This is a genomic window from Lysobacter sp. HA35, from assembly GCF_054061195.1.
The window spans coordinates 2,477,204-2,500,040 of the sequence record NZ_JBSSDY010000001.1 but is presented as its reverse complement, the minus strand read 5'-3'; the positions used below and the strand labels follow the sequence as shown (position 1 = coordinate 2,500,040).

The window sequence follows — 22,837 nt, the reverse complement described above, 5'->3', positions numbered from 1 at the left end:
GAATGGCCGCGCACCTCGGTGGGTCAAGCCAGTCCGTGTGCCTTGCGGACGTCCGCGATGCGCGCGGCGACCGACGGGTCCAGCTGAGTCTGTTCGGCCTGCTTGAAGATGCTCTCCAGCACGCGCTTCTCATCCTCGTCGTAGGTGCCGTCGCGTTCTGCGAGCTCGAGGAGTTTGTCGAGTTCGGCGTGGTCGAGGCGGCCGTCGTTGGCGAACACGGCGATCGAGGCGAGCGCGATGTCGAGGTGGCTGCGTGATGAAGTCATGGAATCTCCTGCTGGCGAATGCGAGCCGGGACGATAAGGATTCGGCCGACAAATCGCCAGTTACGACACCGGCGGCTGCAAAGGACGCCGACGCGATCGTTCCACGTGCTCGGATCCCGTGGTCGTCATTCCGACCCGGCCGCGAAAGTCCGCATGATTGGCGCGCCTGGAGGGATTCGAACCCCCGACCAATGGCTTCGGAAGCCACTACTCTATCCGGCTGAGCTACAGGCGCGTTGCGTTGAAACCGCACGCGGCAGGCCGCGCGGGACGGGCATTCTAGCCGTATTCGCCGGGTGTCGCGGCGGCTGCGGGTGAACGTCGCCGTTGGTCGCCGGTACCCTGTAGGCGCCGCGCGTCGCGGCGTCGCAGACCCACGATGAGCGCTTCCGACCCGACCTCTTCCCCGTCCACCGGCTGGCAGCAACGGCTGCGCCTGTACTGGGCGCTGGTGCGCGGCGACCGCCCGATCGGCTGGTTGCTGCTGCTGTGGCCGACCTGGTGGGGCCTGTGGCTGGCCGCGCGCGGGCTGCCGCCGCTGTGGACGCTGGCGGTGTTCTCGTTGGGCGTCTGGCTGACGCGGTCGGCCGGTTGCGTGATCAACGACTACGCCGATCGCTGGCTCGATCCGCATGTCGAACGTACGAAGGATCGACCACTTGCGACTGGCGCGGTGCGTGGTCGCGAAGCGCTCGCGGTGTTCGGCGTGCTGATGGTCGCCGCGTTCGCGCTGGTATGCACGTTGAACCGGCTGACGATACTGATGAGTTTCGTCGGCATCGTGCTTGCTGCGAGTTATCCCTACCTCAAGCGCTACACCTACTTCCCGCAGGTGTATCTCGGCATGGCGTTTGGCTGGGGCATCCCGATGGCGTTCGCGGCCATTCGCGGCGAGGTGCCGACCGTCGCGTGGGTGCTGTACATCGCGAACATCGTCTGGTCGACGGCGTACGACACCTGGTACGCGATGGTCGATCGCGAAGACGACCTGCGCATGGGCAGCAAGTCGACCGCGATCCTGTTCGGTCGCCACGACCTCACCGCGCAGTCGATCCTGTACACGCTGTTCTTCGTGCTGCTTGCGGTGGTCGGCGTGATGAGCCAGCTCGGGCCCGCCTACGTGGTCGGGCTCGCCATCTCGGTCGCGCTGGTGGTGTGGGAATTCCACATCGCACGGCATCGCGAACGCAGCGCCTGCTTCCGCGCGTTCCTGCACAACCACTGGGTCGGGCTTGCGGTGTTCGCCGGCCTCGCGCTGGATCTCGCGTCGCGCTGATCAGCCCCAGCTGATGCGCGAGACGTCGCGACGCACGGGTTCGACCGGCGCGTCGAGTACCTCAATGTCCGCAGCGTCTTCGTCCTCGTCTTCCCAGCTGTAGCGCACGCGCGGCGGCAGCGGGTCGGCATGACGCGCCCACACACCACCGATCACGCCGCCGATCGCACCGCCGAGATGCGACTGCCACGAGATGCCGGCCTCGTGCGGCAGCACCGACAACAGCATGCCGCCGAAGAGGGTGAGCCCGAGCATCGCCGCGGCGACGGCGGGACGATCGCGCCGCATCAGGCCCAGCGTCAGCACCATGAACAGCATGCCGTTGATGACGCCGCTTGCACCGAGGTGCGCCGAGCCCGCCGTTCCGAGCCACCACGCCGCCAGGCCCGAGCCGATCCACGCCAGCGGCACCGTGCGCAGCAGGGCGCGCGGGTATTGCGCGATGGTCAACGTACCGAGCGCGAGCAGGCCGAGCGCATTGCTGCCGACATGCTCGATCGAGCCGTGCAGCAGCGGCGCGGTGGCGATGCCGCGCAGACCGTCGATATCGTGCGGCCGCACCGACCACGCGCCGACGTCGAAGGTCGACTGCGCCGAATAGATCGCCAGTAGCGCGAGCACGCCGGCCAGCGACACGTTGAAGGCCCGCCGCCAGCGACGCCGGTCCAGCTGGCGTTGCTGCGCGGGGTCGGTCGGCATCGCGGGCGTGTGCAGGTGCATGCGATCGACTTGGCGCCGTGGTCGGGCGATTGCAAGGCCGCTGGCTGGTGGCGGCCGTGGAACGCTGTGGCGATAAAACCGGACGCAGCGTGACGGCCGTGACGACCCATCAGCCGGGCGCGAACGCCGCGCCACCTACAATAGGCCGATGAACGAACTGCCCGTCGTACACCTCAAGAACGCGTGGAAGTCCACGCATCCGTGGATTTTCCAGCGCCTGGTCGAGAAGCCGGCGCAGCGGCCCAAGCCCGGCGCGCTGGTCGACGTGATCGGCGTCGACGGCGAATGGATCGGCCGCGGCTTCTACAACGGCCACTCGCGCATCGCCGTGCGCATCCTCGAGACTGACCGCAACGTCGTGGTCGATGAGCGCTGGTTTTCGCGCAAGATCGCCGAAGCGGTGTCGCTGCGCCGCGACCTGCTCAAGCTCGACGACGTCACCGATGCCTGGCGCGTGGTGCATAGCGAGGGCGATGGGCTGTCGGGTCTTGTGGTCGATCGTTATGCCGATCTGCTGGTCGTCGAATTCTTCTCGGCCGGCATGTTCCGTTATCGCGAATGGGTCTACGTCGCGCTCGCCGAGCAGTTCCCGGGCTGCCGCTTTTTCAGCTTCGCCGATGAGCACGTGCAGAAGCAGGAAAGCTTCGACTTCCGCGTGCAGTCCGCAGTGCCGGCCGCCATCATCACCGAGAACGGCATCCGCTTCCGCGCCGATCCGTCGGGCGCGCACAAGACCGGCTTCTTCACCGACCAGCGCGACAACCGCGAGTGGCTGAGCCAGCGGGTCCACGGCAAGACCGTGCTGGATCTCTGCTGCAACACCGGCGGCTTCGGCGTGTATGCCGCGGTACGTGGCGCGAGCGAAGTCACCGGCATCGACATCGATGACGACGTGCTCTCGATCGCCAAGGCGAATGCGAAGCTCAACGACCAGCGCATCAAGTTCGTGCAGGCCGACATTTTTCCGTGGCTGCGTGATGCCGGAAATCGCGGTGACGCCTACGACGTGGTGATCCTCGACCCGGCGAAGATGACGCGCGATCGCGAGCAGGTGATCCCGGCGCTGAAGAAGTATCTCGACATGAACAAGCTCGCGCTTGGCGTTACGAAGCCGGGCGGTTTGCTCGCGACGTTCTCGTGCACGGGTCTGGTGAGCGAGGATCAGTTCCTCGACATGCTGCGGCGTGCGGCGTTCTATGCGAATCGCACAGTGCAGATTCTGCGGGTTTCGGGTGCGGGGGCGGATCATCCTGTGCTGGCTAGCGTGCAGGAGTCGCGGTATTTGAAGGCGGTGTTTTGTCGGGTTTTGGATTGAGTCCGGGTTTGGTCTTGGTGTGAAGCAAGAGCGTTTCGTGCGCTGAAGCGCCCAAGTTACTTTTCTTTGCTGGTGCAAAGAAAAGTTAACCAAAAGAAAGCACCTTCCCCGACGGATCTACAGCCCGCGGCGTGTAGGTCCATACGATCCGCACACTCGCCATCCTGGCTCGGGTGCGGACGGCGCGCGTCCTGCTCGCCGCCCTTCGGGTCTCGTGTGAGTTGAGGGGTTAGCGCGTTTTACGGAGCGGAGCGGCCGTCGGCTTCTTGCTACTCGATCTCATCGCGTCGCAAGCATGCGTAGATTTGTTGCGACGGCGACTGCCCACATGCAACACGGCACGCGACACATCGCGGCGCGTTGCCTGTCGCTCTCAATCCTTCTCGCGCCGCTCGTACCAGAGCCCGAGATGCTCGCGTGAGCGCAGTACGCCTCGACCTCGCAACGCGACACGCAGCATCAATCGCAAATGCTCGACTGGCGTAAACGTCTGCAGTTTTCGCGACGAAGTCACCACGGGTTCGCGCAGCAGCACGAATCGACCGACGCTCGCGAGCGCGCGACTCATCGCCACGTCTTCGCCGGCGTACCAGCGTTCGTCGAAGCCGCCGGTGGCGTCGAAGGCTTCGCGGGTGCAGAACACGAAGCAGCCGGCGGCGATGCGCAGCACGCGCACAAGTGCGACGCCAAGCGTGACACCGATGCGTTGATGCCAGGGCAGTACGCCGTCCATGCGGATGTCGGCGCCGCCGCCGATGGCTCCGTCGCGTAATGCAGTGAGCGCGGCCGCGAGCGTCGCCGCGGGCACCAGTGTGTCGGCGTCGACGAATACGAGGATCGTGCCGACTGCCGCACGCGCGCCGGAGTTGCGGGTCGCGGCGATGTGCCGGTGTTCGGCGCGGATCACGCGCGCGCCGTTCGCTTTCGCGACGTCGCCGGTGCCGTCGGTCGACGCGTCGTCGACCACCACGATTTCGTGCTCCACGCAGCAGTCGCGCGCCGCCGCATGCAGCGACGCCAGCGTCGCCGGCAGGCGCGGCGCTTCGTCGTGGGCGGGAATTACGAAGCTCAGCATGGCGCCATCGTCGCAGACGCGGCACCGGCGGCGCGCTTACTTCGGGATCGTTTCACCGCCGCCGGACTGCTGCGCGTGGCGCGTCTGTTCGTTGCCGCCGCCGTGAGACGTGCGTTTGCCGCGCAGGTCCTGCGCGCCCGGTACATCGGCCAGCGCGGAGCCGTCGCCGAGGCCGTCGTTCGGGATCACGCTGAAGTTGCCGTCGGTTTCCAGCACCACGGCGGCCACGTCGTCGAGGCTTCCCAGGCCTTTGGCGCGCACGGCGGCCAGCACTTCCTCCTGGGTGACGCGCTGCTCGCGCAGGGTGTGCGCCAGTGGCCGGCCGCGCGCAAGCATCAACGTCGGTTTCGACGCGAGCGTGGTCTGGAATCCACGCACACGCACGGCGATGCTGGTGACGAGGTACTGAAGCACGAGCAGCAGCAGGAAGCCGACGATGCCTTCGACCAGCGTGGTGTCCTTCGACATCACCACGCTCGCCATCGTCGAGCCCAGCGCCACGGTCAGCACCAGGTCGTAGGCGTTCCATTTCGACAGCGAGCGTTTGCCGAACACGCGAAGCAGCAGCAACAAGGCGACGTAGGCGAGTACGCCCACGATCACGATGCGCAAGGGACCCCACCAGCCGTCGAAGAACATGCGTGCGTCTCGCGTGGAAGGTGGAAAGCACAAATCCGCCGCAGTCTCAGTGGCGTGACGCCGGCTGTCTCACGCATTGAGACGTAAATGACCCTACCCTGTGACGCTTTCCCGCCTTGGAGGCCGCATGGGCCCGACGTCCCCACTGATCGTCTACGGCCTGCTGCTGGCCGCGGTGGCCGCGCTCGGCTATGTCGGCCATGCGCTGGTGCGACTGCAGAAGCGCAGCGGCAACGATCCGGCGTTTGCCGCGGTGCTGGCCGATCGTGATCGCCTTGCGGCGGAACTCGATGCCTCGCGTGATCGTGCACGCGTCGACGCCGAAGCATTGGGTGGTTTGCGCGCAGACGCCGAAGCGCATGCGCGACTAAAGGACGAACACGCGCGGGTGCAGGTGGCGGTCGACAGCCTGCGTGTCGCGCTGGAAGACGAGCGCGTCGCCCGTTCGGCCGCGCTCGCAGAACTCGAGGATCGCAACCGCCAGCTCGAAGCCGCGCGCGCCCGCACCGTCGCGCTCGATGCGGACGTCACCCGCTGGCGTGAGGAACACGCGCAGGCGACCGCGCATCTCGAGCACGCACGACGCCAGCACGAAGAGATGCGCACGTTCGTCGATCAGGCACAGGCCAAGTTGTCCGATGCGTTCGCGCAGATGGCGGGCAAGGTGTTCGCTGAGCGCGGCGAGCAGTTCGAGAAGAACGTGCGCCACGCGACGGTGCAGTCGAAGGCCGACATCGAAACGCTGCTGAAACCGTTTGCGGAACAGCTCAACCAGTTCCGCCAGCGCGTCGACACCGTCTACAGCGACGAAGCGCGCGAACGCGCGACGCTGGTCGGCGCCGTCAACGAGTTGCGCACGCTCAACCAGGACATGGCGGCACAGGCCGCTGCGCTCACCAAGGCGCTGCGCGGCAACGCGAAGGTACGCGGCGACTGGGGCGAGCTGATGCTCGAGAACGTGCTGCGCGGCTCGGGTCTGGAAGAAGGCACGCACTACGACCGCCAGAAGCAGGGCAGCGACGAGGACGGCCGCGTGCTGCGTCCCGACGTCGTGGTGCGCCTGCCGGGCGATCGCTGCGTCGTCGTCGACAGCAAGGTCAACCTGGTCGCGTGGGAGGAGGCGATGAACGCCGAAACGCCCGATGCGCAGAACGATGCGATGCGTCGTCATGCGGTCGGCCTGCGCCAGCATGTGCGCGACCTCGCCGATCGCAACTATCCGCGCCTAATGGGCGAGACCGCGCTGGAAGTCACCATCGCGTTCGTGCCGATCGAAGGCGCATTGTCGGCGGCGCTCGGCTTCGATGGGGCGATCCAGACCGAGGCATTCGAGAAGGGTGTGGTGTTCGCGTCGCCCAACACACTGATGGCGGTGCTGCGCGTGGTCGAACGTCTGTGGACGCGTGATCGCATCCAGAAGCAGGCGCGCGAGATCGGCGAGGCCGGCGGCCTCTTGCTCGACGCGCTGACCAGTTTCCTCGGCGAGTTCGACCGCGTCGGCAATCGTCTCGAAGACGCGAGCAAGGCGTATCTCGACGCACGCAATCGCCTCAGCGAATCGCGTCAGGCGGTCATTCCGCGCGCACGTCGTCTAGTCGCGCTGGGCGCGCGCGGCAAGCGCAAGGTGTCGGAAGAATTGCTGCCCGAACTCGACGACATCGCGTTCGTCGCCGAAGGCGAAACGGGGCGGCTGATTCCGAGCGACGGCTGAGCGTCGCTCGCGCGGTGATTACCTGCCGCCGCGCACCGGCATCGCGTTGACCGGCACGATCGGCGCGTCGCGCAGGTACTCGGGCAGATCCTGGCCGGTCTCGCCGTTGATCTGATACATGCGGCGCTGCATCCACGCATCGCGCACCAGCGCGTAGTCGTCCTGCACGCCTTCGCGCAGGGCGTCGGTCGACATCAGCTGCGCGCGCAGGTCGACCAGCTGCAGGCCCTGCAGCGGAATGCGCACCTTGTCCTCTTCCATGCCACGCATCGGCGACAGCGGCGCGTCGCCGACCATGCCGACGATGTCGCGCACGGTGCGCGGGCCGAAGAACGGCAGCTCGAAATAGCGCGATCGCTTCCAGCCCCAGACACCGAGCGTCTGCCCGAAGTCCTCGTTGCCGTTCTCGAGCTTGGCGTCGGTGGCCGGGTCGAACACGCCGCCGATGCCGAGCGTCGAATTCATGACGAACCGACCAAGTGCATGCGCCGCGAGCTTGGGCTTGCCCTGCAGCAGCGCGTTGACCGCGGTGATCGGCTGGCCGAGGTTGCTGAAGAAGTTGCTGACGCCACTGCGCAGCGGGCGCGGCACCACGGCGACGTAGGCCTTCGCGAGCGGATGCGCGGCGTACTTGTCGACCGCGTTGTTGAGCCGATGCATCTTGCGGTTGTAGGGCTCCCACGGATCCCAGATCACGCCGGCAGACCCGCGGCCGACGTTGGTGCCGCCCGTGGGGCCGTACAGCGTGTCGAAGTCGCCTTCGGCAGCGGTGGCATCCGGCGTCGGGGACTGTGTTGCGTCTGTCGGCGGCGGCGTGCCTGCGGATGTCGGCTCGTTGGTCGGCAGCGCTTCGGCGCTGTGGGCAGGAACGCTCGACGTCGCGGTGTCAGCAGGCGGCGAACTCGTGGCGTCCTGCGCCGGATCGGTCGGCGGCGTCGACGCATCGGTCGATGCATCGCGCGCCGTCGTCGACGCTTCAACAGGCGGCGTATCCGCCACCGGCGCAGCGTTTTCAGTCGGCGCCGGCGTCGCGATCGGCGTCGCGTCCTGCGCCCATGCGGGCGAGGTCGCGGCGATCAGTGCGAGGACGAGCAGCGACCGGGCCGGGACACCCGGGCGACGGGCGCGGCGTAGGGCGGCGGTAGGGGTCATGCGGGCATTTTAGCGGGGACGGCGGGACGGGCGATCCGTCAGGCGCCGAAACCCAGCGATCCATCGAGGCGATAGGCCGCGCGCAGCTCGGCAAGGCCGGCCGGTTCGCCGTTCACGGCAAGCCCGCCAGCGGCCAGTTCGGCCAGCATCGCGAGGCCCGCGCTGTCGACCGCATCGACGCCGGTGACGTCGATGCGCGTGGCGCCGGCACGCAGCGGCTGTACGGCGCGCCACGTCGAAGCGACGGCCGCCCGGTCGAGGCGGCCGTCCAGGTGCAGCACGTCGCCGTCGCGGCGGACGCGCGCGGTCGTCACTGCTTGGCCTTCGCCTGCAGCTTGCCCGCCTTGAGATCGGCGGCGACCTGCGCGATCGAGGCATGCGACAGCGGGCCGTCGAACTGGCTGCGGAAGGTCTGCACGAAGCTCACGCCTTCGACCAGCACGTCGAACACCTTCCACTGGCCGTTGACCTGATGCATCAGGTAGTCGACCGGAATCGGCTCGCCGCCGGAGCGCAGCATCTGCGTCGACACGCGCGTGGCGAGGCCGTTGCCGATCGGCGTCTCCGACTTCACCTTCACCGTCAGGCGCGTGTTGAAGTCGAGCAGCGACGAACCGTAACGCTGCATCAGGTTTTCGCTCAGCGCGTCGGCGAACGTCGCGACGTCGGCATCCGACGCGCCACGGCCGTGCGCGCCCAGCACCAGGCGCGCCGCATAGTTGCGGTCGAACATCTGGTTGAACTCGCTCGACACGAACTGCTTGAGCGCGGTGCGGTTCTTGGCGAACTCGGCGCGGCGCGTTTCCAGCGTGTTGAGCATGCGCGTGCTGTTCTCGAGCACGAGGCGGGACGGCGTGCCGGCCTGCTGGGAGGCGACGGGCGCTGCGGCCGAAGCCATGGCGACAGGCGCGACGAACGCGGCGGCGAGCAGGACGGACAATGCGGTGCGCTTCATGACTTACTCCTTGGGTGCGGCATCCGCGCCGCTATCGCTTGCGGCATCGGACTTGCCGGCGCCACTGAACATGTACTTGCCGACGAGCTGCATCAGGTCGACGGCAGGTTGCGTGAGGTAGAGCTCGTCGCCGGCTTTCAGCGGCGTGGGATCGCCGCCCGGCGTCAGGCCGATGTAGCTTTCGCCGAGCAGCCCGTTGGTGAAGATGCCGGCGGCGGTATCGGACGGCAGCTGCTTGTACTTCCCCTCGATCGCCAGCGTCACGATGGAGTCGTATTTAACCGGGTCGAGCTGAATATCGGCCACCTGCCCGACCATCACGCCGCCGATCTTTACCGGCGCGTTAGGACGCAGCGCGCCGATGTTGGTGAAGCGCGCCTTGATCGCGTACGTGTCGCCGCGGCCGCCCCAGTGGCCGTTGGTCGACGCGATCGCGAGCACCAGCAGCGTCGCGAGTGCGAGCAGCAGGAAGGCGCCGACGGCGAATTCGATTCGTGGACTGCGCATTGGACGGGTTCCCAGCGTTACTTGGCGCGCTTCGCGCCGGATTCAAGGGCGATGGCGGCTTATCTAAAGAGCAGCGCCGACAGCACGAAGTTGAACATCAGTACCAAGAGCGAGGCATTGACCACCGCACGCGTGGTCGCGAGCGACGTGCCTTCGATGGTCGGCTCGGCGTGGTAGCCGACGAACGCGGCGACCCACGCCGACAGCGCGCCGAACACCGCGGCCTTTTCCAGCGCGACGAGGAAGTCGTCGTGGAAGTCGACCGCGTCGCGCATCACCTGCCAGAACGGGCCGGCCTCGAGGCCGATCACGTGCACGGCTTCGAGATAGCTGGCGAGGATGCCGGCCGCGCAGAAGAAGCCGGTCAGCAGCGGCACGCTCAGCACCGCCGCCCAGAAGCGCGGCGCGACGGCCTTGCCGACCGGGTCGATACCCATCAGGCCGAGCGCGGTGATCTGGTCGGTCGCGCGCATCAGCCCGAGTTCGGCGGCGATGGAGCTGCCGGCGCGGCCGATGAACAGCAGCGCGGTGAGCACCGGCGCGAGCTCGCGGTACATGCCGAGGCCGAGCAGCGCGCTGACCTGGTTGGCCGCGCCGTAGGTGGTCAACGCCTTGTAGCCGAGCAGCGTCAGCGACAGGCCGACGAAGGCGCCGCCGACCGAGATGATCGGCAGCGAGCGCGCGCCGATCTTGTAGATCTCGCGCACGAGCTCGCGCAGGAAGTCGCCGGTCGGGCGGCTCGCGCGCAGCACCGAGAACGAGAACATCCCGGCCTGGCCGAGCGTGCGGATGGTCGTCGCGAACATCAGGCGGCGGCTCCCGCCGCGCGCGGCGCGGCATCGAAGGCGATCGGGCCGTCCGGCGCGCCGCGCAGGAACTGCTGCACGAACGGGTCGTCGGACTGCTCGAGCTCGGACGGCGTGCCCGAGAACACGATGCGGCCGTTGGCGATGACCAGCGCGCGGTCGGCGACCGGAAGCGTCTCGTGCACGTGGTGGGTCACCACGATCGAGGTCAGGCCTAGCGTGTCGTTGAGGCGACGCACCAGCGACATCACGACGCCCGATGCGATCGGGTCGAGGCCGGTCAGCGGTTCGTCGTAGATCATCAGCGGTGGGTCGAGCGCGAGCGCACGCGCCAGTGCGACGCGCCGCGCCATGCCGCCGGAGAGTTCGCGCGGATACGCGTCGACGGCCGCACGCAGGCCGACCGCATGCAGCTTCATTTCGACCAGGCGACGGATCACCGCGTCGGGCAGATCGGTATGCGTGCGCAGCGGCAGCGCGACGTTCTCGGCGACGGTGAGATCGGTCAGCAGGCCATTGCCCTGCAACATCACGCCGATGCCGCGGCGCAGTTCGAGCAGCGCGCGGCTGGCGCGCGGCATCGTCTGACCGAGAACTTCGACGGTACCGGCCGCCGGCGCGAGTTCGCCGGTCAGTGCCGACAGCAGCGTCGACTTGCCGCAGCCCGACGGGCCGAGCACGGCCACGACTTCGCCCGGCAGAACCTCGAGGTTCACGTCGTGCAGGATCGTGCGGTCGCCGCGCGTGAGGCGCAGCCCACGCAGGGCGACGATGGGCGAAGGTTGGGTCATGGGGTCGGTCACGTGCACGCGCACGAAGGCGGCGCGAAGGCTACGGGCGCGCGGCTGAACAGGCCGGGAGTGCGCGCATTGTCGCAGGGCGGCCAGCGGCGCACCAATCGCGGCTGCAACGGCGTGTGTCGCGAGGCTCGACGTTCAATCTCCCGCACGCCGGAGATTCGCGACGCTCGCGCTCGTTCCGATACATCTCGCCGTGTCGTGAGCCGCGCATCTCACCGGCTGCGACGTCCTGCGGCAAGATGGCCGGATGGCTGCCGCCACCGATTTCCGCCTGTACCACTCGAATTCTCTGGAAATCCTGGCCGGTCTCATGGCCGAGGAGCTCCGGCGGCCGACGGCCGGGCAGGCGTTGCTGGCGCCGGACATTGTGGTCATCCCGCAGCCGTCCATGCGCCGCTGGCTGCAGGCCACGCTCGCGCAGGCGCATGGCATCGCCGCGAACATCGTCTTCCTCACGCCCGGCGAGCTGGTCGCGCAGGTGCTCGACGCCAATGTCGACGGCCGCGCCGACGATCTCGACGCCGAGGCCATGCGCTGGCGCCTGCTCGCGCTGCTGCAGGACGAGCGCGCGATGCGCGACCCGGTGCTGCGTCCGCTGCGCACGTACCTGACGCCCGACGCCGGGGACGCCGACCCGCTCAAGGCCTGGTCGCTGGCCGGTGCGCTCGCTAGCACCTTCGACAAGTACCAGGCTTGGCGCCGCGACTGGCTGCTCGCGTGGGATGCCGGGCAGGCGCCGCGCGATCCGCAGGCGGTGCTGTGGCGACGCCTCGGCGCTGACCGCCCGCATCGCGCGCGACGCATCCAGCGCTACCTCGACCGCTTCGGCGCCGACGCGACGGAAACGCCCGCCGGCCTGCCGCCGCGCCTGTTCGTGTTCGCCACGCTCAACGTCTCGCCCGACACGCTGCGCGTGATCGCCACCGCGGCGCGCGTCGGCCCGCTGCACTTCTACCTGCCGTCGCCGGTTGCCGCGTACTGGGGCGACGTGCGCACGCTGCCGCATCGGCTGGAACTCGGCGAAGACGCCGCGTTCGGCGACGTACTGGACGTCGAGGACAACCCGTTGCTGCAGGCCTGGGGCGCGTCCGGCCGCGACTTCATGGCGGTGCTCGGCGGCTACGAGATCGTGCATCCGGATTTCGACCTGGCCGCGTACGCCGACCCCGAATCCGATGCGCAGCTCGACCTATCGAAGGAAACGTTGCTGCAACGATTGAGGCGCGACCTGCTGCATCGTCGCCCGTCGCCGCCAACACCATGGCGCGACACGCTCGATCGCAGCGACGCCAGCCTGCAGGTGCATGCCGCACCGACGCGCCTTCGCGAAGTGCAGGTGCTGCACGATCAGTTGCGCGCGCTGCTCGAAGACCCGCGCTTCGATCCGCCGCTGCAGCCGCGCGACATCGCCGTGCTTGCGCCGGACATCGATCCGTACCTGCCGTACGTCGAAGCCGTGTTCGGCGGCGTGCACGGGCGCACCGATTTCATTCCCTACACCGTCGCCGACGCCAGCCCGCTCGCCAGCGAGCCACTGGCCGAAGTGTTCTCGCGCCTGCTCGCGTTGCCGGTGTCGCGCCTCGGCCTCAACGAAGTGCTGGATCTTCTGGCGACGCCGGCGATCGCGCAACACGCCGGGCTCGAACCCGCGTCGTTCGATCGCCTGCACGACTGGCTGCAGGACGCCGGCGCGTGCTGGGGTCTCGACGGTGCGCATCGCGCGCGCCACGGCGCGCCGGACGATGCGATCTACACCTGGCAGTTCGCGCTCGATCGCCTGCTGATCGGCCACGCCACGGGCTCGGACGCGATGCTCGGCGACGTCGCCGGCTGGCCGGAACTCGAAGGCGGCGATCTTGCCGCGCTCGACACGCTGATCGGCCTGATTCGCGTGCTGACACGCTACGAGCGCGTGCTGTCGAACGCGATGCCGCCAGAACAATGGCGCGAACGCCTGCTGGCGTTGCTCGCGGCGGTGTTCCCCGAACGCCCGCGGGACGTCGCCGACGAACGCGCGCTCGATCGCCTGCGCACGCTCATCGATGAATTCGCCGACGCCGCACGCCGCGCCGCGTTCACCGCGCCGCTCGAACCCGACGTCGTGCGTGCGCATTTCGACGCGAAGCTCGCCGAGCCCGACACGCGCGCGCCGCTGATGAATGGCGGCGTCAGCTTCGGCCGCATGGTGCCGATGCGCCTGCTGCCGTTCCGCGCGATCTGCATCCTCGGCCTCAACGACGGCGAGTTTCCGCGCAGCGATCCCGGCGGCGGCCTCGACCAGCGCCTGCGTGAACTCGACGGCCCGAATCGACGCCGCGGCGATCGCTCGGTGCGCGACGACGACCGTTTCATGTTCCTGCAATTGCTCGCGTCGGCGAACGATGTCTTCTACCTGAGCTATCTCGGCGCCGATCCACACGACGGCAGCGTGCGCGAGCCGTCGGTGCTGGTGAACGAGCTGCTCGACGTCGCCGCCGAATACCACGCCGACCCGGCCGACACACGCAAGCGCTTCGTCGTGCGCCATCCGCTGCAGCCGTTCTGCGCGGAAGCGTTCGGTGTCGATGGCGATGCGATCGAACCGCGGCGTTTCAGTTATCGCGGCGAGTGGCAGCAGGCCGCGCGCACCACGCCGCAGCGTCGACGCGAAGCGCCGCCGTGGGTCAACACGCCGTTGCCGCCGCCGCATCCGCCGACGCGCGAAGTCGCGCTCGGCGATCTCGCCGCATTCCTGCGCAGCCCGCCCGACGCGTTCCTGCGCCAGCGCCTGCAACTGCGCCTGCCCGACGCAGGCGCACCGATCATCGATATCGAACCGCTGGTGCTCGAGCATCGCAGCGCCGATCGCCTGCGCGATGCGGTCTTCGACGCGCACATCACCGGCCGCACGCAGCAACTCGCGCGACGACTGCGCGCGCAGGGTCTTCTGCCCTCAGGCGTTTTCGGCCAGCGGGTGCTCGACGACGTCGTCGATGAAATTCGTCCGTTCGCCGAGCTGTTCACCGGCTGGCACGAATCGACCGTCGCCGAGGAATTCGGGTTCGATCTCGACGTCGATGCGGTGCGCCTGCACGGTCGCCTGCGCAATGTGCATCCGCACGGACTTGCGCGACTGCGCTTCGGCGAGGCGAACGGCCCCGCACAGATCGCGCATGGGCTCGACTGGCTGGTGGCCTGCGCGCTCGGTCGCGCAGTGCCGCTGGTGCAGTTCATCGTCCACGACGGCCGCGTCGATGCGATCGAACGCGCGCCGGTAGATCCCGCGCAGGCGCGCAACATCCTCGCGATGCTGCTGAAGCTGCGTTCCGATGGATTGACCGAACCGCTTCCGTTCGGCGCGTACGCCGGCTGGCTCTGGTACGACGGCCAGGATGATCGCGCATGGCGCGCCGCGCGCGATCGATGGCTCGGGCTGCGCCAATGGGCGGAAGGCGGCACCGCGGCAGCGCAGCTCACCTTGCGCGGCCGCGATCCGTTCGCGGGCGAAGACGGGGCCGCACGCTTCCAGGCGCTCGCACGTCGCGTGTTCGACGCGGTGCTGCATGCGCGCGCCGAGATCGACGCATGAGCATCGTCGACCTGCCGCCACCCGACATCGACACGCACGACGACGTGGACGCCTTCCTCGACATGCCGCTCACCGGCATCCGACTGATCGAAGCGAGCGCGGGTACAGGCAAGACATTCACGCTGGCGACGATCGTCACGCGGCTCATCATCGAGCGCGGCATGCGCGTGAGCCAGATTCTCGCGGTGACCTTCACCGAAGCGGCGACGCAGGAACTGCGTGAGCGCCTGCGTCGACGCCTGCAGCTTGTCGCTCGGGTGGCATCAGGGGCGGTGATTCCCGGCGACGACGCGGAAGTCGGGCTGTGCCGGCAACTCGTCGAACGCCAGCAGCAGGTCGAGGATCCAGTCGCGCTGCGCCGGCGCCTGCAACAGGCCGCGCGCGAGATCGATGCCGCTGCAGTGCACACCATCCACGGCTTCTGCACACGCGTGCTCGCCGACCACGCGCTCGAAACGGGCGAGTCGTTCCACGATGCCGGCGCGCCCGGCGACGATCGCGAACTGCTCGCAACGGTCGCGCACGACCTGTGGCGCACCCTCGCTGCCGACAGCGACGCCGCGGACCTGCTCGACACCTGGTGGAACACACCGGATGCGCTGGCCGCCGATCTCGGCGAACTGCTGCGTGCGCCGTCGCTGCGTCCTGAAGCACCGCAGATCGGCGAATCGCCGTTGCCGGCGCTGCACGGTGCCGCTGATGCGTTGCGAAGCGCATGGCGAGCGCATGGCGATGATGTCCAACGCCGCGATCAATGCCGCGCTCGCCGGGAAAGCGATCAGCGCCGTCAGCTACAAGGCTCCGACGCTCGCCAACCTCTACGCGGCGCTCGATGCGTGGCGCGACGGCGACGCAATCGCGCACGACAGGATTGAACTGCTGACCACCGCCAAGCTCGTCGCCTGCACCAACAAGGGCAAGGACGCACAGCGCCCGACGTCGCCGCTGTTCGACATAGCGCAGGCGTACGTCGAGGCGAGACGGCAGCACGACGACTGGATCGACGCACGCCGCCTCGCGCTTCTGCATCGCGTGCGCGACCAAGCCGCGCGTCAACTCGCGAAGGCGAAGCGCCAGAGCCACGTGCGCAGCTTCGACGATCTCATCGACGGCGTCGCGAACGCGCTTGAAGGCCCGCGCGGCCGCACGCTATGCGCGCAATTGCGTCGCCAGTACCACGCTGCACTGGTCGACGAATTCCAGGACACGGATGCGCGGCAGTGGTCGATCTTCCGCCGCGTGTTCGCCGACGACGGCGCCGATGCGCCACTGCTGCTCGACGACGAGGTGCGCAGCGCGCCGTTCCTCGCGTTGATCGGCGACCCCAAGCAGGCGATCTACCGCTTCCGCGGTGGCGACGTGCACACCTACCTGCGCGCGCGCGACGTCGCGCAACCGGCGCCGTCGCTGCTGCGCAACTTCCGCTCGCGCCCCTGCGTGTTGCGCGCCGTCGAACGTATGTACAACAACGCGGGCTCGACGGCGTTCGTCGACCCGCGCATCCGCTTCCATTCTGTCGAGGCCGGCGGGCGTCGCGACGATCGTGCCTGCCTGCGCGATGGCGAACCCGCGGCCGCGCTGACGATCCGTCGTCTGCCTGCTAGCGATGACGGCAAGCCGCTCGACGCGGACACATCGCGCCAACTTGCCACCTACGCCTGCGCCGAAGCCGTGCACGAAACACTGGCGCTCGCCGCGGCCGGGCGCATGAGCATCGACGGTCGCGCCGTCGAGCCGGGCGATATCGCGGTGCTGGTGCGCAAGCACGACGAGGCCGCGCGGATGCAGCGCTCGCTGTCGATGCTCGGCATTCCTGCAGTCACCGCAGGACGCACCAGCCTGTTCGCGACCGTGCAGGCGATGGAACTGCTCGCGGTATTCGACGCGCTGCTCGCACCGGCGGACATCCCGCGACTCAATGCCGCGCTCGCCACCGTGCTGCTCGGCTTCGATGCCAATCGCATCGATGCGCTCGCCCGCGACGACGTCGCCCGCGCGCGCGAACTGCAGCGCGCGATCGGTTGGCGCGAGCGCTGGCTGCGCGCGGGTCCGCTGTCGCTGGTCAACGAACTCTGCGCGCAGAACGCGCCGCGGCTGCTCGAGCTCATCGATGGCGAGCGTCGCCTGTCCGACTTCATGCAGCTGGGCGAAGCGCTGCAGGACGCCGCGCAGCGCGCGCTTGGCCCGCAAGGTCTGGTCGACTGGCTGCGCGCGCGCATTGCGAGCGCTGACGATCGCGACCCGGAACAGCAGCTGCGCCTGGAATCCGACGCGCGCCGCGTGCAGGTGATCACCGTGCACAAGAGCAAGGGCCTCGAGTTCCCGCTGGTGTTCCTGCCGTTCGCGGGCATCGGCGGCGCATCGAAGACGCCGCGCTGGTGCAGCGTGCACGACGGCGACACGCGCGTGCTCGACCTGCAACCCGACGATGCCTGCAAGCAACGCTGGCGCGAGGACGAGGCGGCCGAGGACGCGCGCCTGCTCTACGTCGCGCTGACTCGCGCCGAGCACGCGCTGTGGCTGTGCACCGGCCCGCTGTATGCGCATGCGTCGACGCCGCTCGCGCCGATGCTGGCCGATGTCGGTGCGCTTGCCGGTGGCGAGATCGTCATCGATGACCGCGAGGTCGGTTCGGTCGACGCCGCACCGTTGCGAGCGATCGCGTCCACGCAGGTGCCGCGAGCGCGCGCCGCCAAACGCGCACTGACGCGCGACTGGTCGATCTATTCCTTCAGTGCGCTCGCGCGACTCGGTAGTGGCACGGTCGAAACGCTGTTGCCGCGCGGTGAGCGCGAAGAAGCGATGGATGAACCGCTAGTCACCGCCGCCCCGCTCGACGTCGCCGCCGAACTCGTCGCTGCAGCGGCGGACGACCCGCGCTTCGCCGGCACGCGCTTCGGCGACGCGGTGCATGCGGTGTTCGAGAACGTCGACTTCACCGCATGGCGCGGCTGGCGCGACGGTCCGCCGCCGGACGGTCAGCAGGATGCGTTGGTCGACGCATTCCGTGCGGGCGGTTATTCGCAGTCGGAGATCGACGATGGCCTGCCGCTGCTCACCGCACTCATTGGCAACACGTTGACCGTCGCGCTTCCGGAAGGTGCACGACTGTGCGACCTGCCTGACACGTCGCGCCGCGCGGAAATGGAATTCCACTTCGCACTCGACCACGTGGGCGTCGATGCGCTGCTGTCGACGGTGCAGTCGCATGGCCTGCTCAGCGCGCGAGAAGGTTTCGGTGCGCGCCGCGTGCTCGATGGCCTGATGACCGGCAAGATCGATCTCGTCTACGTGCACGACGGCCGCTACTTCGTTCTCGACTACAAGACCAACCGCCTGCCCGACTACATGCCGCCGACGCTGGCGCGCGCGATGCACGAGGGCGAGTACACGTTGCAGGCCGCGATCTACACGCTCGCCCTGCATCGCTGGCTGCGCTTCCGGCTCGGCGCTGCCTACGACTACGAGCGCGACATGGGCGGCGTGCGCTACGTGTTCTGTCGCGGTGTCGATGCGCATCGTTCGCCGTCTCCGGGCGTCCACGCCGATCGCCTGCCATTCGCACTGGTCGACGCACTCGACCGCCTGTTCGGAGGCGGCGCATGAGCCTGCTCGACGCCTTGCAGCGCAGCGGCGCAGTGCGCCCGATCGACCTTGCGCTCGCGCACGCTTTGCAACGCATCGATGGTGCGGCGACCGATCCGGTGCTGGTCGCCGCGGCACTCGCGTCGTACGCCGTCGCACAAGGCCATGCCGCGTTCGACCCCGACAGCGCGCCCGAACTCGTCGAAACGCCGATCGACTGGCCGGACGCGACCTCGTGGCGCGGCGCACTTGCCGGGTGCGCATGGATCGCACAGCCCGATCGCGACGTCGAGAGCGATGCTGCATCGCCGCTGGTGGTCGAGGACGGCCGCATCTACCTGCGCCGCTATCGCGAATACGAACGCCGACTTGCGATTGCATTGTCGCGTCTGTGCATGGGCGTGTCGCCTGCGATGCATGCCGACGTCGATGCATTGCATGCGCGCCTGTTTCCCGAGCGCGACACCGGCGATGCACAGGCGCATGCGGCACTGCGTGCCTTGGAGTCGCCTTTGCTGCTCGTCACGGGCGGCCCTGGCACCGGCAAGACCACGACAATCGCTCGCGTGCTGCTGCTTGTCGCGGCGCAGGCGCGCGCTGACGGCCACGCACCGCCGCGCATCGCACTCGCTGCCCCGACCGGTCGCGCCGCCGATCGCATGGCCGGTAGCGTGCGTCGCATCGCGGACGCCTTGCGCGACGACAGCATCGACAGCGATCTCTGCGATACGTTGCCGACCAGCGCGAGCACCTTGCACCGGTTGCTCGGCCTGGTGCCGGGACAGACACGCGCGCGTTTCGACGCCAAGCATCCGTTGAAGGTCGACGTGCTGGTCGTCGACGAAGCCTCGATGGTCGACCTGCCGCTGATGTGCAAGCTCGTCGAAGCGCTCCCACAAAGCGCGCGACTACTGCTGCTTGGCGATCGCGACCAGCTTCCGTCGGTCGACGCCGGCGATGTGCTCGCTGCATTGGCGGATGCTGCCGATGCCTTGCCGTCACCGAACGCGCCCCTTGCCGGACGGCGCGCGCATCTCGACCGCGGCTATCGCCAGACCGACGCGCTCGTGCTTGAACCTGTCGCCGATGCGGTGCGACGTGGCGATGTCGATGCGGCACTGACCGGGCTGCGGTCCGGCGCGCGCGGTGTGCGTTTCCATGAAGACGCGATCGATCCGCTCGCGTCGGATCTTCGCGACGCACTGCTGGCTCCGTGGCGCGAACTGCGCAGCTGCACCGATCCGGCCGATGCGCTCGCACGCGTCAATCGCGTACGCCTGCTCACCGCGCTGCGCGATGGCCCGCAGGGCGCGACGCAGCTCAATGCGCGCATCGAAACCGCGCTTGCGGGAACACAGCACGATACCTATTTTCCCGGCCGGCTGTTGATGGTCACCGAGAACAGCGCGCGACACGGTCTGTTCAATGGCGACGTCGGCGTCTGCCTGCGCGATGTCGACGGCGCGACGCTCGCATGGTTCGAAGGCGCAGATGGCCTGCGCGCGTTTCCGCCGGGCGCTTTGCCTGCGCACACCGGTGCGTTCGCAATGACCGTGCACAAGGCGCAGGGCTCCGAGTTCGACACCGTCTGGCTGCAACTGCCGGCGGTCGACACGCGCGTGCTGTCGCGTGAGCTGCTCTATACGGGGATCACGCGTGCGCGCAGCGCATTGCACGTGCTTGGGCCGGCGGCGTCGATCGCAACTGCGCTGTCGCGACATGCACGTCGCGTATCGGGACTCGCGCGTCGCCTGGGCGCGTAACGCACGCGTGACGTCGCGTTGCAGTGAAGTCGAACGCGCATCGCGTTAAGCGGCCATTCGCGAAATCACATCATTTCTTCACTCGCGTTGTACCGGCGGCCGCCCAGAGTCACTCGCACCGCTGCCGGCCGGTTGCCGGCTTCCCCACGTAGAACACGGAGTCCAACGATGAGCGACGTCAAGAAAGACCATAACCTCGGTTCCGGCACGGGTGCTGTCGCAGGTGCCCTCACCGGTGCAGCGGTCGGTTCGGCCGCGGGTCCGGTCGGCAGCCTCGTCGGCGCCGTCGCGGGCGGCATCGTCGGCTCGAAGGCGGGCGACTCGATCGCCGAAGCCGTGAACCCGACGGGTTACGAGAAGCACTTCCAGGACAACTACACCAAGACCGATTACTACAACAGCTCGCGCGACTGGAACGACTACCAGCCGGCGTACCGCTACGGCTACGAGACCTACGGCAGCTACCGCGGCAAGGATTTCGACTCGGTCGAGCCGGAGCTCGAGCGCAAGTGGGATGCCACCAAGGGCAATTCGCGCCTTGCGTGGGGCGAAGCCCGCGGCGCCGTGCGTGACGGCTGGCATCACATCGAGCGGGCGATGCCGGGTGATGCGGACGGCGACGGGCGTTAATCGGCTGCTCGCGCAGCCTCTCAACGCGCAAGCGCGGAAGGTGCGCGATACCGCAGCACGACCGTAGCCACACCGACCGCCGCACGCGCCACGCGCGACGGTCGGTACGTTCCCAACGCTGCGACTGCTACCCGCAGCACCGGAGGCCGGCATTGCCGGCCTCTTTCTTTTGCGCCACGGGACGCCGCATCCCGCATTGCAATGCCCGTGACATACGGCCGCTCGGTTACGATGCGCGCGATCACGAGCAGGATCCGCACGCATGGCCGACATCGAAAAGCCCTCCCGCGAAGAAGCCGAAGCGGCGGTGCGCACGCTGCTGCGCTGGGCCGGCGATGACCCGACCCGCGAAGGCCTGCTCGACACGCCGCGCCGCGTCGTCGATGCCTACGGCGACTGGTTCGTCGGCTACGGCATCTGCCCGAAAACATATCTCGAACGCACGTTCGAGGAAGTGGCCGGTTACGACGAGATGGTCGTGCTGCGCGACATCGAATTCGAAAGCCACTGCGAGCACCACATGGCGCCCATCATCGGCCGCGCGCATGTCGGTTACCTGCCGAGCGGCAAGGTCGTCGGCATCAGCAAGCTCGCACGCGTGGTAGAAAGCTTCGCGCGCCGCTTCCAGGTGCAGGAAAAGATGACCGCGCAGATCGCCGAAGTGATCGACCGCGTGCTGCAGCCGAAGGGCGTGGCCGTGGTGGTCGAAGCGACGCACGAATGCATGACCACCCGCGGCGTGCACAAGCGCGGCGTGAGCATGGCGACGTCGACCATGCTCGGCGCGTTCCGCGAAGACGCGCGCACGCGCGCCGAATTCCTGCAGTTCATCCGTACGCCGCAGCGCTAAGGCGCCACCCGATAGATGTCAGCGTGCGCCGATGACGACGTCGGCGACGCGATCGATGTCGCGCTCGTCGATATGCAGGTGGGGCGCGAGACGGAAGACATTGTCACGCTCGATGCAGATGATCACGTTGTCCGCAAATGCAGTACGCACCGCGTCGATGCGATCCTGGTCCGGTGCGAGGCCGAGCAGGTGTGGTGACGATGGCTCGACGTACCAGTGCGCGAGTCCCGCTGCTGCCAGTCGCTGCTTGAGCCGATCGACCAGTTCGCCGAGACGTTCGGAAATTGCACGCGGCGTCCACTCCAGCACATCGTGCAAACCTGCTTCCGTGATGGCGAGCCGCAACGGATCCGAAATCTCGCCCCCGTCGAAACGCCGGGCGCCGGCACGATACGGCGGCGCCTCGTCGGTATCGAACCGCCACGCCTGCGCCGGCAAGCGCCCCTGCCAGTGCTGCTCCAGCGGCTGCAGACGCCCGCGCCACTCCGGCGACACCCACAGCGCGCACAGACCCTTGTGCGCCAGCCACCACTTGTAGCCGACGCTCATCGCGAACGCCGGCTGCCAGCGTTCGACATCACACGGCAGCACGCCGAGGCTCTGGCTGAGGTCGAGCACGACAGGCACGTGGTGTGCGCGTGCAGTCATCGCAACGCGGTCCAGGTCGAGCAGGCGGCCGTCGCGCCAGTGCGCATGCGACAACACGATCACCGCAGGCTTGCGTCGTTCGATGAGGTCGACGAAACCGTCGCTGGCATCCTCGCGCGGCACCGATTGCAACGTCGCGCCCGTCGCTTCGCAACGCATCTGCCACGGCAGCAGGGCCGACGGAAATTCGCCGTCGACGATGCCGACAATGTCACTTGGCTGCAGTGGCCAGCCGGACGCGACCGTCGACATCGCATGCGCCACGGACGGCACCAGCGCGACCGCGTCGGGCTCGGGTTTCAGGTCGACATGGAACAGCCGCGACGCCTGCGTCCGCACCCGCTCGATGTGTGCCTCCCAGTCGGCGAATGACAGCCGCCACGGTGCGGCCTGCTCGCTCCAGGCCTCGCGCAATGCGGCATCGACGCGACGGGTGCGCGGCGCGTTGGAGGCGGTATCGAGATAGATCGCGCCGTCCGGAATCAGGAAGGCGTCGCGCACGTCGGCGGGCAGGGGCATGGCCGCTACTTTACGGGCGGTCGTCGCGCGCCCGTCACCCGGCCGTCGCGGT

The 22,837-nt window shown here is 68.3% G+C and carries 20 protein-coding genes and 1 tRNA gene; 9 read left to right on the top strand and 12 right to left on the bottom strand.

From position 1 onward, the window contains the following. Nucleotides 1–23: 23 nt before the first annotated feature. Entirely contained in the window at nucleotides 24–266 is a 243-nt protein-coding gene (locus tag ACVWZN_RS12145; RefSeq protein WP_456954034.1) for a hypothetical protein, read from the bottom strand. A gap of 158 nt (nucleotides 267–424) precedes the next feature. After that, a tRNA-Arg gene (locus ACVWZN_RS12140) sits at nucleotides 425–501 on the bottom strand. A gap of 144 nt (nucleotides 502–645) precedes the next feature. Here ACVWZN_RS12140 and ubiA point away from each other — a divergent pair. After that, entirely contained in the window at nucleotides 646–1,542 is an 897-nt protein-coding gene (gene ubiA, locus ACVWZN_RS12135; RefSeq protein ID WP_456954033.1) for a 4-hydroxybenzoate octaprenyltransferase, read from the top strand. Here ubiA and ACVWZN_RS12130 read toward each other — a convergent pair whose 3' ends face one another. After that, nucleotides 1,543–2,262, bottom strand: a complete 720-nt coding sequence (locus ACVWZN_RS12130) for a rhomboid family intramembrane serine protease (protein ID WP_456954032.1) — start codon at nucleotides 2,260–2,262, stop codon at nucleotides 1,543–1,545. It abuts the gene before it with no gap. Nucleotides 2,263–2,410: 148 nt separating this feature from the next. Here ACVWZN_RS12130 and ACVWZN_RS12125 point away from each other — a divergent pair, with 148 nt between their 5' ends. Continuing rightward, nucleotides 2,411–3,577 carry a class I SAM-dependent rRNA methyltransferase gene (locus ACVWZN_RS12125; RefSeq protein ID WP_456954031.1) on the top strand — a complete coding sequence of 389 codons (1,167 nt, stop codon included), beginning with the start codon at nucleotides 2,411–2,413 and terminating at the stop codon, nucleotides 3,575–3,577. Nucleotides 3,578–3,950: 373 nt separating this feature from the next. Here ACVWZN_RS12125 and ACVWZN_RS12120 read toward each other — a convergent pair whose 3' ends face one another. Together ACVWZN_RS12120 and ACVWZN_RS12115 are read right to left on the bottom strand one after the other, a co-directional pair. Continuing rightward, nucleotides 3,951–4,652, bottom strand: a complete 702-nt coding sequence (locus ACVWZN_RS12120; RefSeq protein WP_456954030.1) for a glycosyltransferase — start codon at nucleotides 4,650–4,652, stop codon at nucleotides 3,951–3,953. 36 nt (nucleotides 4,653–4,688) lie between these two features. Next, nucleotides 4,689–5,291, bottom strand: coding sequence for a DUF421 domain-containing protein (locus ACVWZN_RS12115; protein ID WP_456954029.1), 603 nt, complete (start codon nucleotides 5,289–5,291; stop codon nucleotides 4,689–4,691). A gap of 127 nt (nucleotides 5,292–5,418) precedes the next feature. On the opposite strand from ACVWZN_RS12115, the gene rmuC reads away from it, so the two are divergent. Next, nucleotides 5,419–7,002 carry a DNA recombination protein RmuC gene (gene rmuC, locus ACVWZN_RS12110; protein ID WP_456954028.1) on the top strand — a complete coding sequence of 528 codons (1,584 nt, stop codon included), beginning with the start codon at nucleotides 5,419–5,421 and terminating at the stop codon, nucleotides 7,000–7,002. Nucleotides 7,003–7,020: 18 nt separating this feature from the next. On the opposite strand, the gene ACVWZN_RS12105 is transcribed toward rmuC, so the two are convergent. Genes ACVWZN_RS12105 through ACVWZN_RS12080 form a run of 6 tightly spaced genes read right to left on the bottom strand, consistent with a single transcriptional unit; the run spans nucleotide 7,021 to nucleotide 11,213 of the window. Next, a complete protein-coding gene (locus tag ACVWZN_RS12105; RefSeq protein WP_456954027.1) occupies nucleotides 7,021–8,154 on the bottom strand; it encodes an MlaA family lipoprotein in 1,134 nt (377 codons plus the stop codon). Nucleotides 8,155–8,192: 38 nt separating this feature from the next. After that, nucleotides 8,193–8,468, bottom strand: coding sequence for an STAS domain-containing protein (locus tag ACVWZN_RS12100; RefSeq protein ID WP_027081555.1), 276 nt, complete (start codon nucleotides 8,466–8,468; stop codon nucleotides 8,193–8,195). Then, entirely contained in the window at nucleotides 8,465–9,109 is a 645-nt protein-coding gene (locus ACVWZN_RS12095; protein WP_456954026.1) for an MlaC/ttg2D family ABC transporter substrate-binding protein, read from the bottom strand. The genes ACVWZN_RS12100 and ACVWZN_RS12095 overlap by 4 nt, the downstream gene beginning before the upstream one ends. A gap of 3 nt (nucleotides 9,110–9,112) precedes the next feature. Continuing rightward, nucleotides 9,113–9,616: an outer membrane lipid asymmetry maintenance protein MlaD gene (gene mlaD, locus ACVWZN_RS12090; RefSeq protein ID WP_027081557.1), complete on the bottom strand. Its 504-nt coding sequence runs from the start codon at nucleotides 9,614–9,616 to the stop codon at nucleotides 9,113–9,115. Nucleotides 9,617–9,675: 59 nt separating this feature from the next. After that, on the bottom strand, nucleotides 9,676–10,425 hold the full coding sequence (locus tag ACVWZN_RS12085) for an MlaE family lipid ABC transporter permease subunit (RefSeq protein WP_456954766.1): 750 nt from the start codon (nucleotides 10,423–10,425) through the stop codon (nucleotides 9,676–9,678). Further along, a complete protein-coding gene (locus tag ACVWZN_RS12080) occupies nucleotides 10,422–11,213 on the bottom strand; it encodes an ABC transporter ATP-binding protein (RefSeq protein ID WP_456954025.1) in 792 nt (263 codons plus the stop codon). The genes ACVWZN_RS12085 and ACVWZN_RS12080 overlap by 4 nt, the downstream gene beginning before the upstream one ends. A 256-nt stretch (nucleotides 11,214–11,469) precedes the next feature. On the opposite strand from ACVWZN_RS12080, the gene recC reads away from it, so the two are divergent. From recC to folE, 6 genes are all read left to right on the top strand, one after another. Beyond that, a complete protein-coding gene (gene recC / locus ACVWZN_RS12075; RefSeq protein ID WP_456954024.1) occupies nucleotides 11,470–14,790 on the top strand; it encodes an exodeoxyribonuclease V subunit gamma in 3,321 nt (1,106 codons plus the stop codon). After that, complete coding sequence (locus ACVWZN_RS12070) at nucleotides 14,787–15,665, top strand: UvrD-helicase domain-containing protein (RefSeq protein WP_456954023.1); 879 nt, start codon at nucleotides 14,787–14,789, stop codon at nucleotides 15,663–15,665. Before recC ends, ACVWZN_RS12070 begins: the two co-directional genes overlap by 4 nt. 157 nt (nucleotides 15,666–15,822) lie before the next feature. Continuing rightward, entirely contained in the window at nucleotides 15,823–18,396 is a 2,574-nt protein-coding gene (locus tag ACVWZN_RS12065; protein WP_456954765.1) for a 3'-5' exonuclease, read from the top strand. Continuing rightward, entirely contained in the window at nucleotides 18,393–20,138 is a 1,746-nt protein-coding gene (gene recD / locus ACVWZN_RS12060) for an exodeoxyribonuclease V subunit alpha (protein WP_456954022.1), read from the top strand. The genes ACVWZN_RS12065 and recD overlap by 4 nt, the downstream gene beginning before the upstream one ends. 168 nt (nucleotides 20,139–20,306) lie before the next feature. Continuing rightward, a complete protein-coding gene (locus tag ACVWZN_RS12055; protein WP_051234539.1) occupies nucleotides 20,307–20,768 on the top strand; it encodes a glycine zipper domain-containing protein in 462 nt (153 codons plus the stop codon). A 262-nt stretch (nucleotides 20,769–21,030) separates the two neighbouring features. After that, the gene (folE, locus tag ACVWZN_RS12050) at nucleotides 21,031–21,618 is read left to right on the top strand and encodes a GTP cyclohydrolase I FolE (RefSeq protein ID WP_456954021.1); all 588 of its coding nucleotides are present in this window, start codon (nucleotides 21,031–21,033) and stop codon (nucleotides 21,616–21,618) included. An 18-nt stretch (nucleotides 21,619–21,636) separates the two neighbouring features. On the opposite strand, the gene ACVWZN_RS12045 is transcribed toward folE, so the two are convergent. Beyond that, nucleotides 21,637–22,785, bottom strand: a complete 1,149-nt coding sequence (locus ACVWZN_RS12045; protein WP_456954020.1) for an aminotransferase class V-fold PLP-dependent enzyme — start codon at nucleotides 22,783–22,785, stop codon at nucleotides 21,637–21,639. Nucleotides 22,786–22,837: the final 52 nt, after the last annotated feature.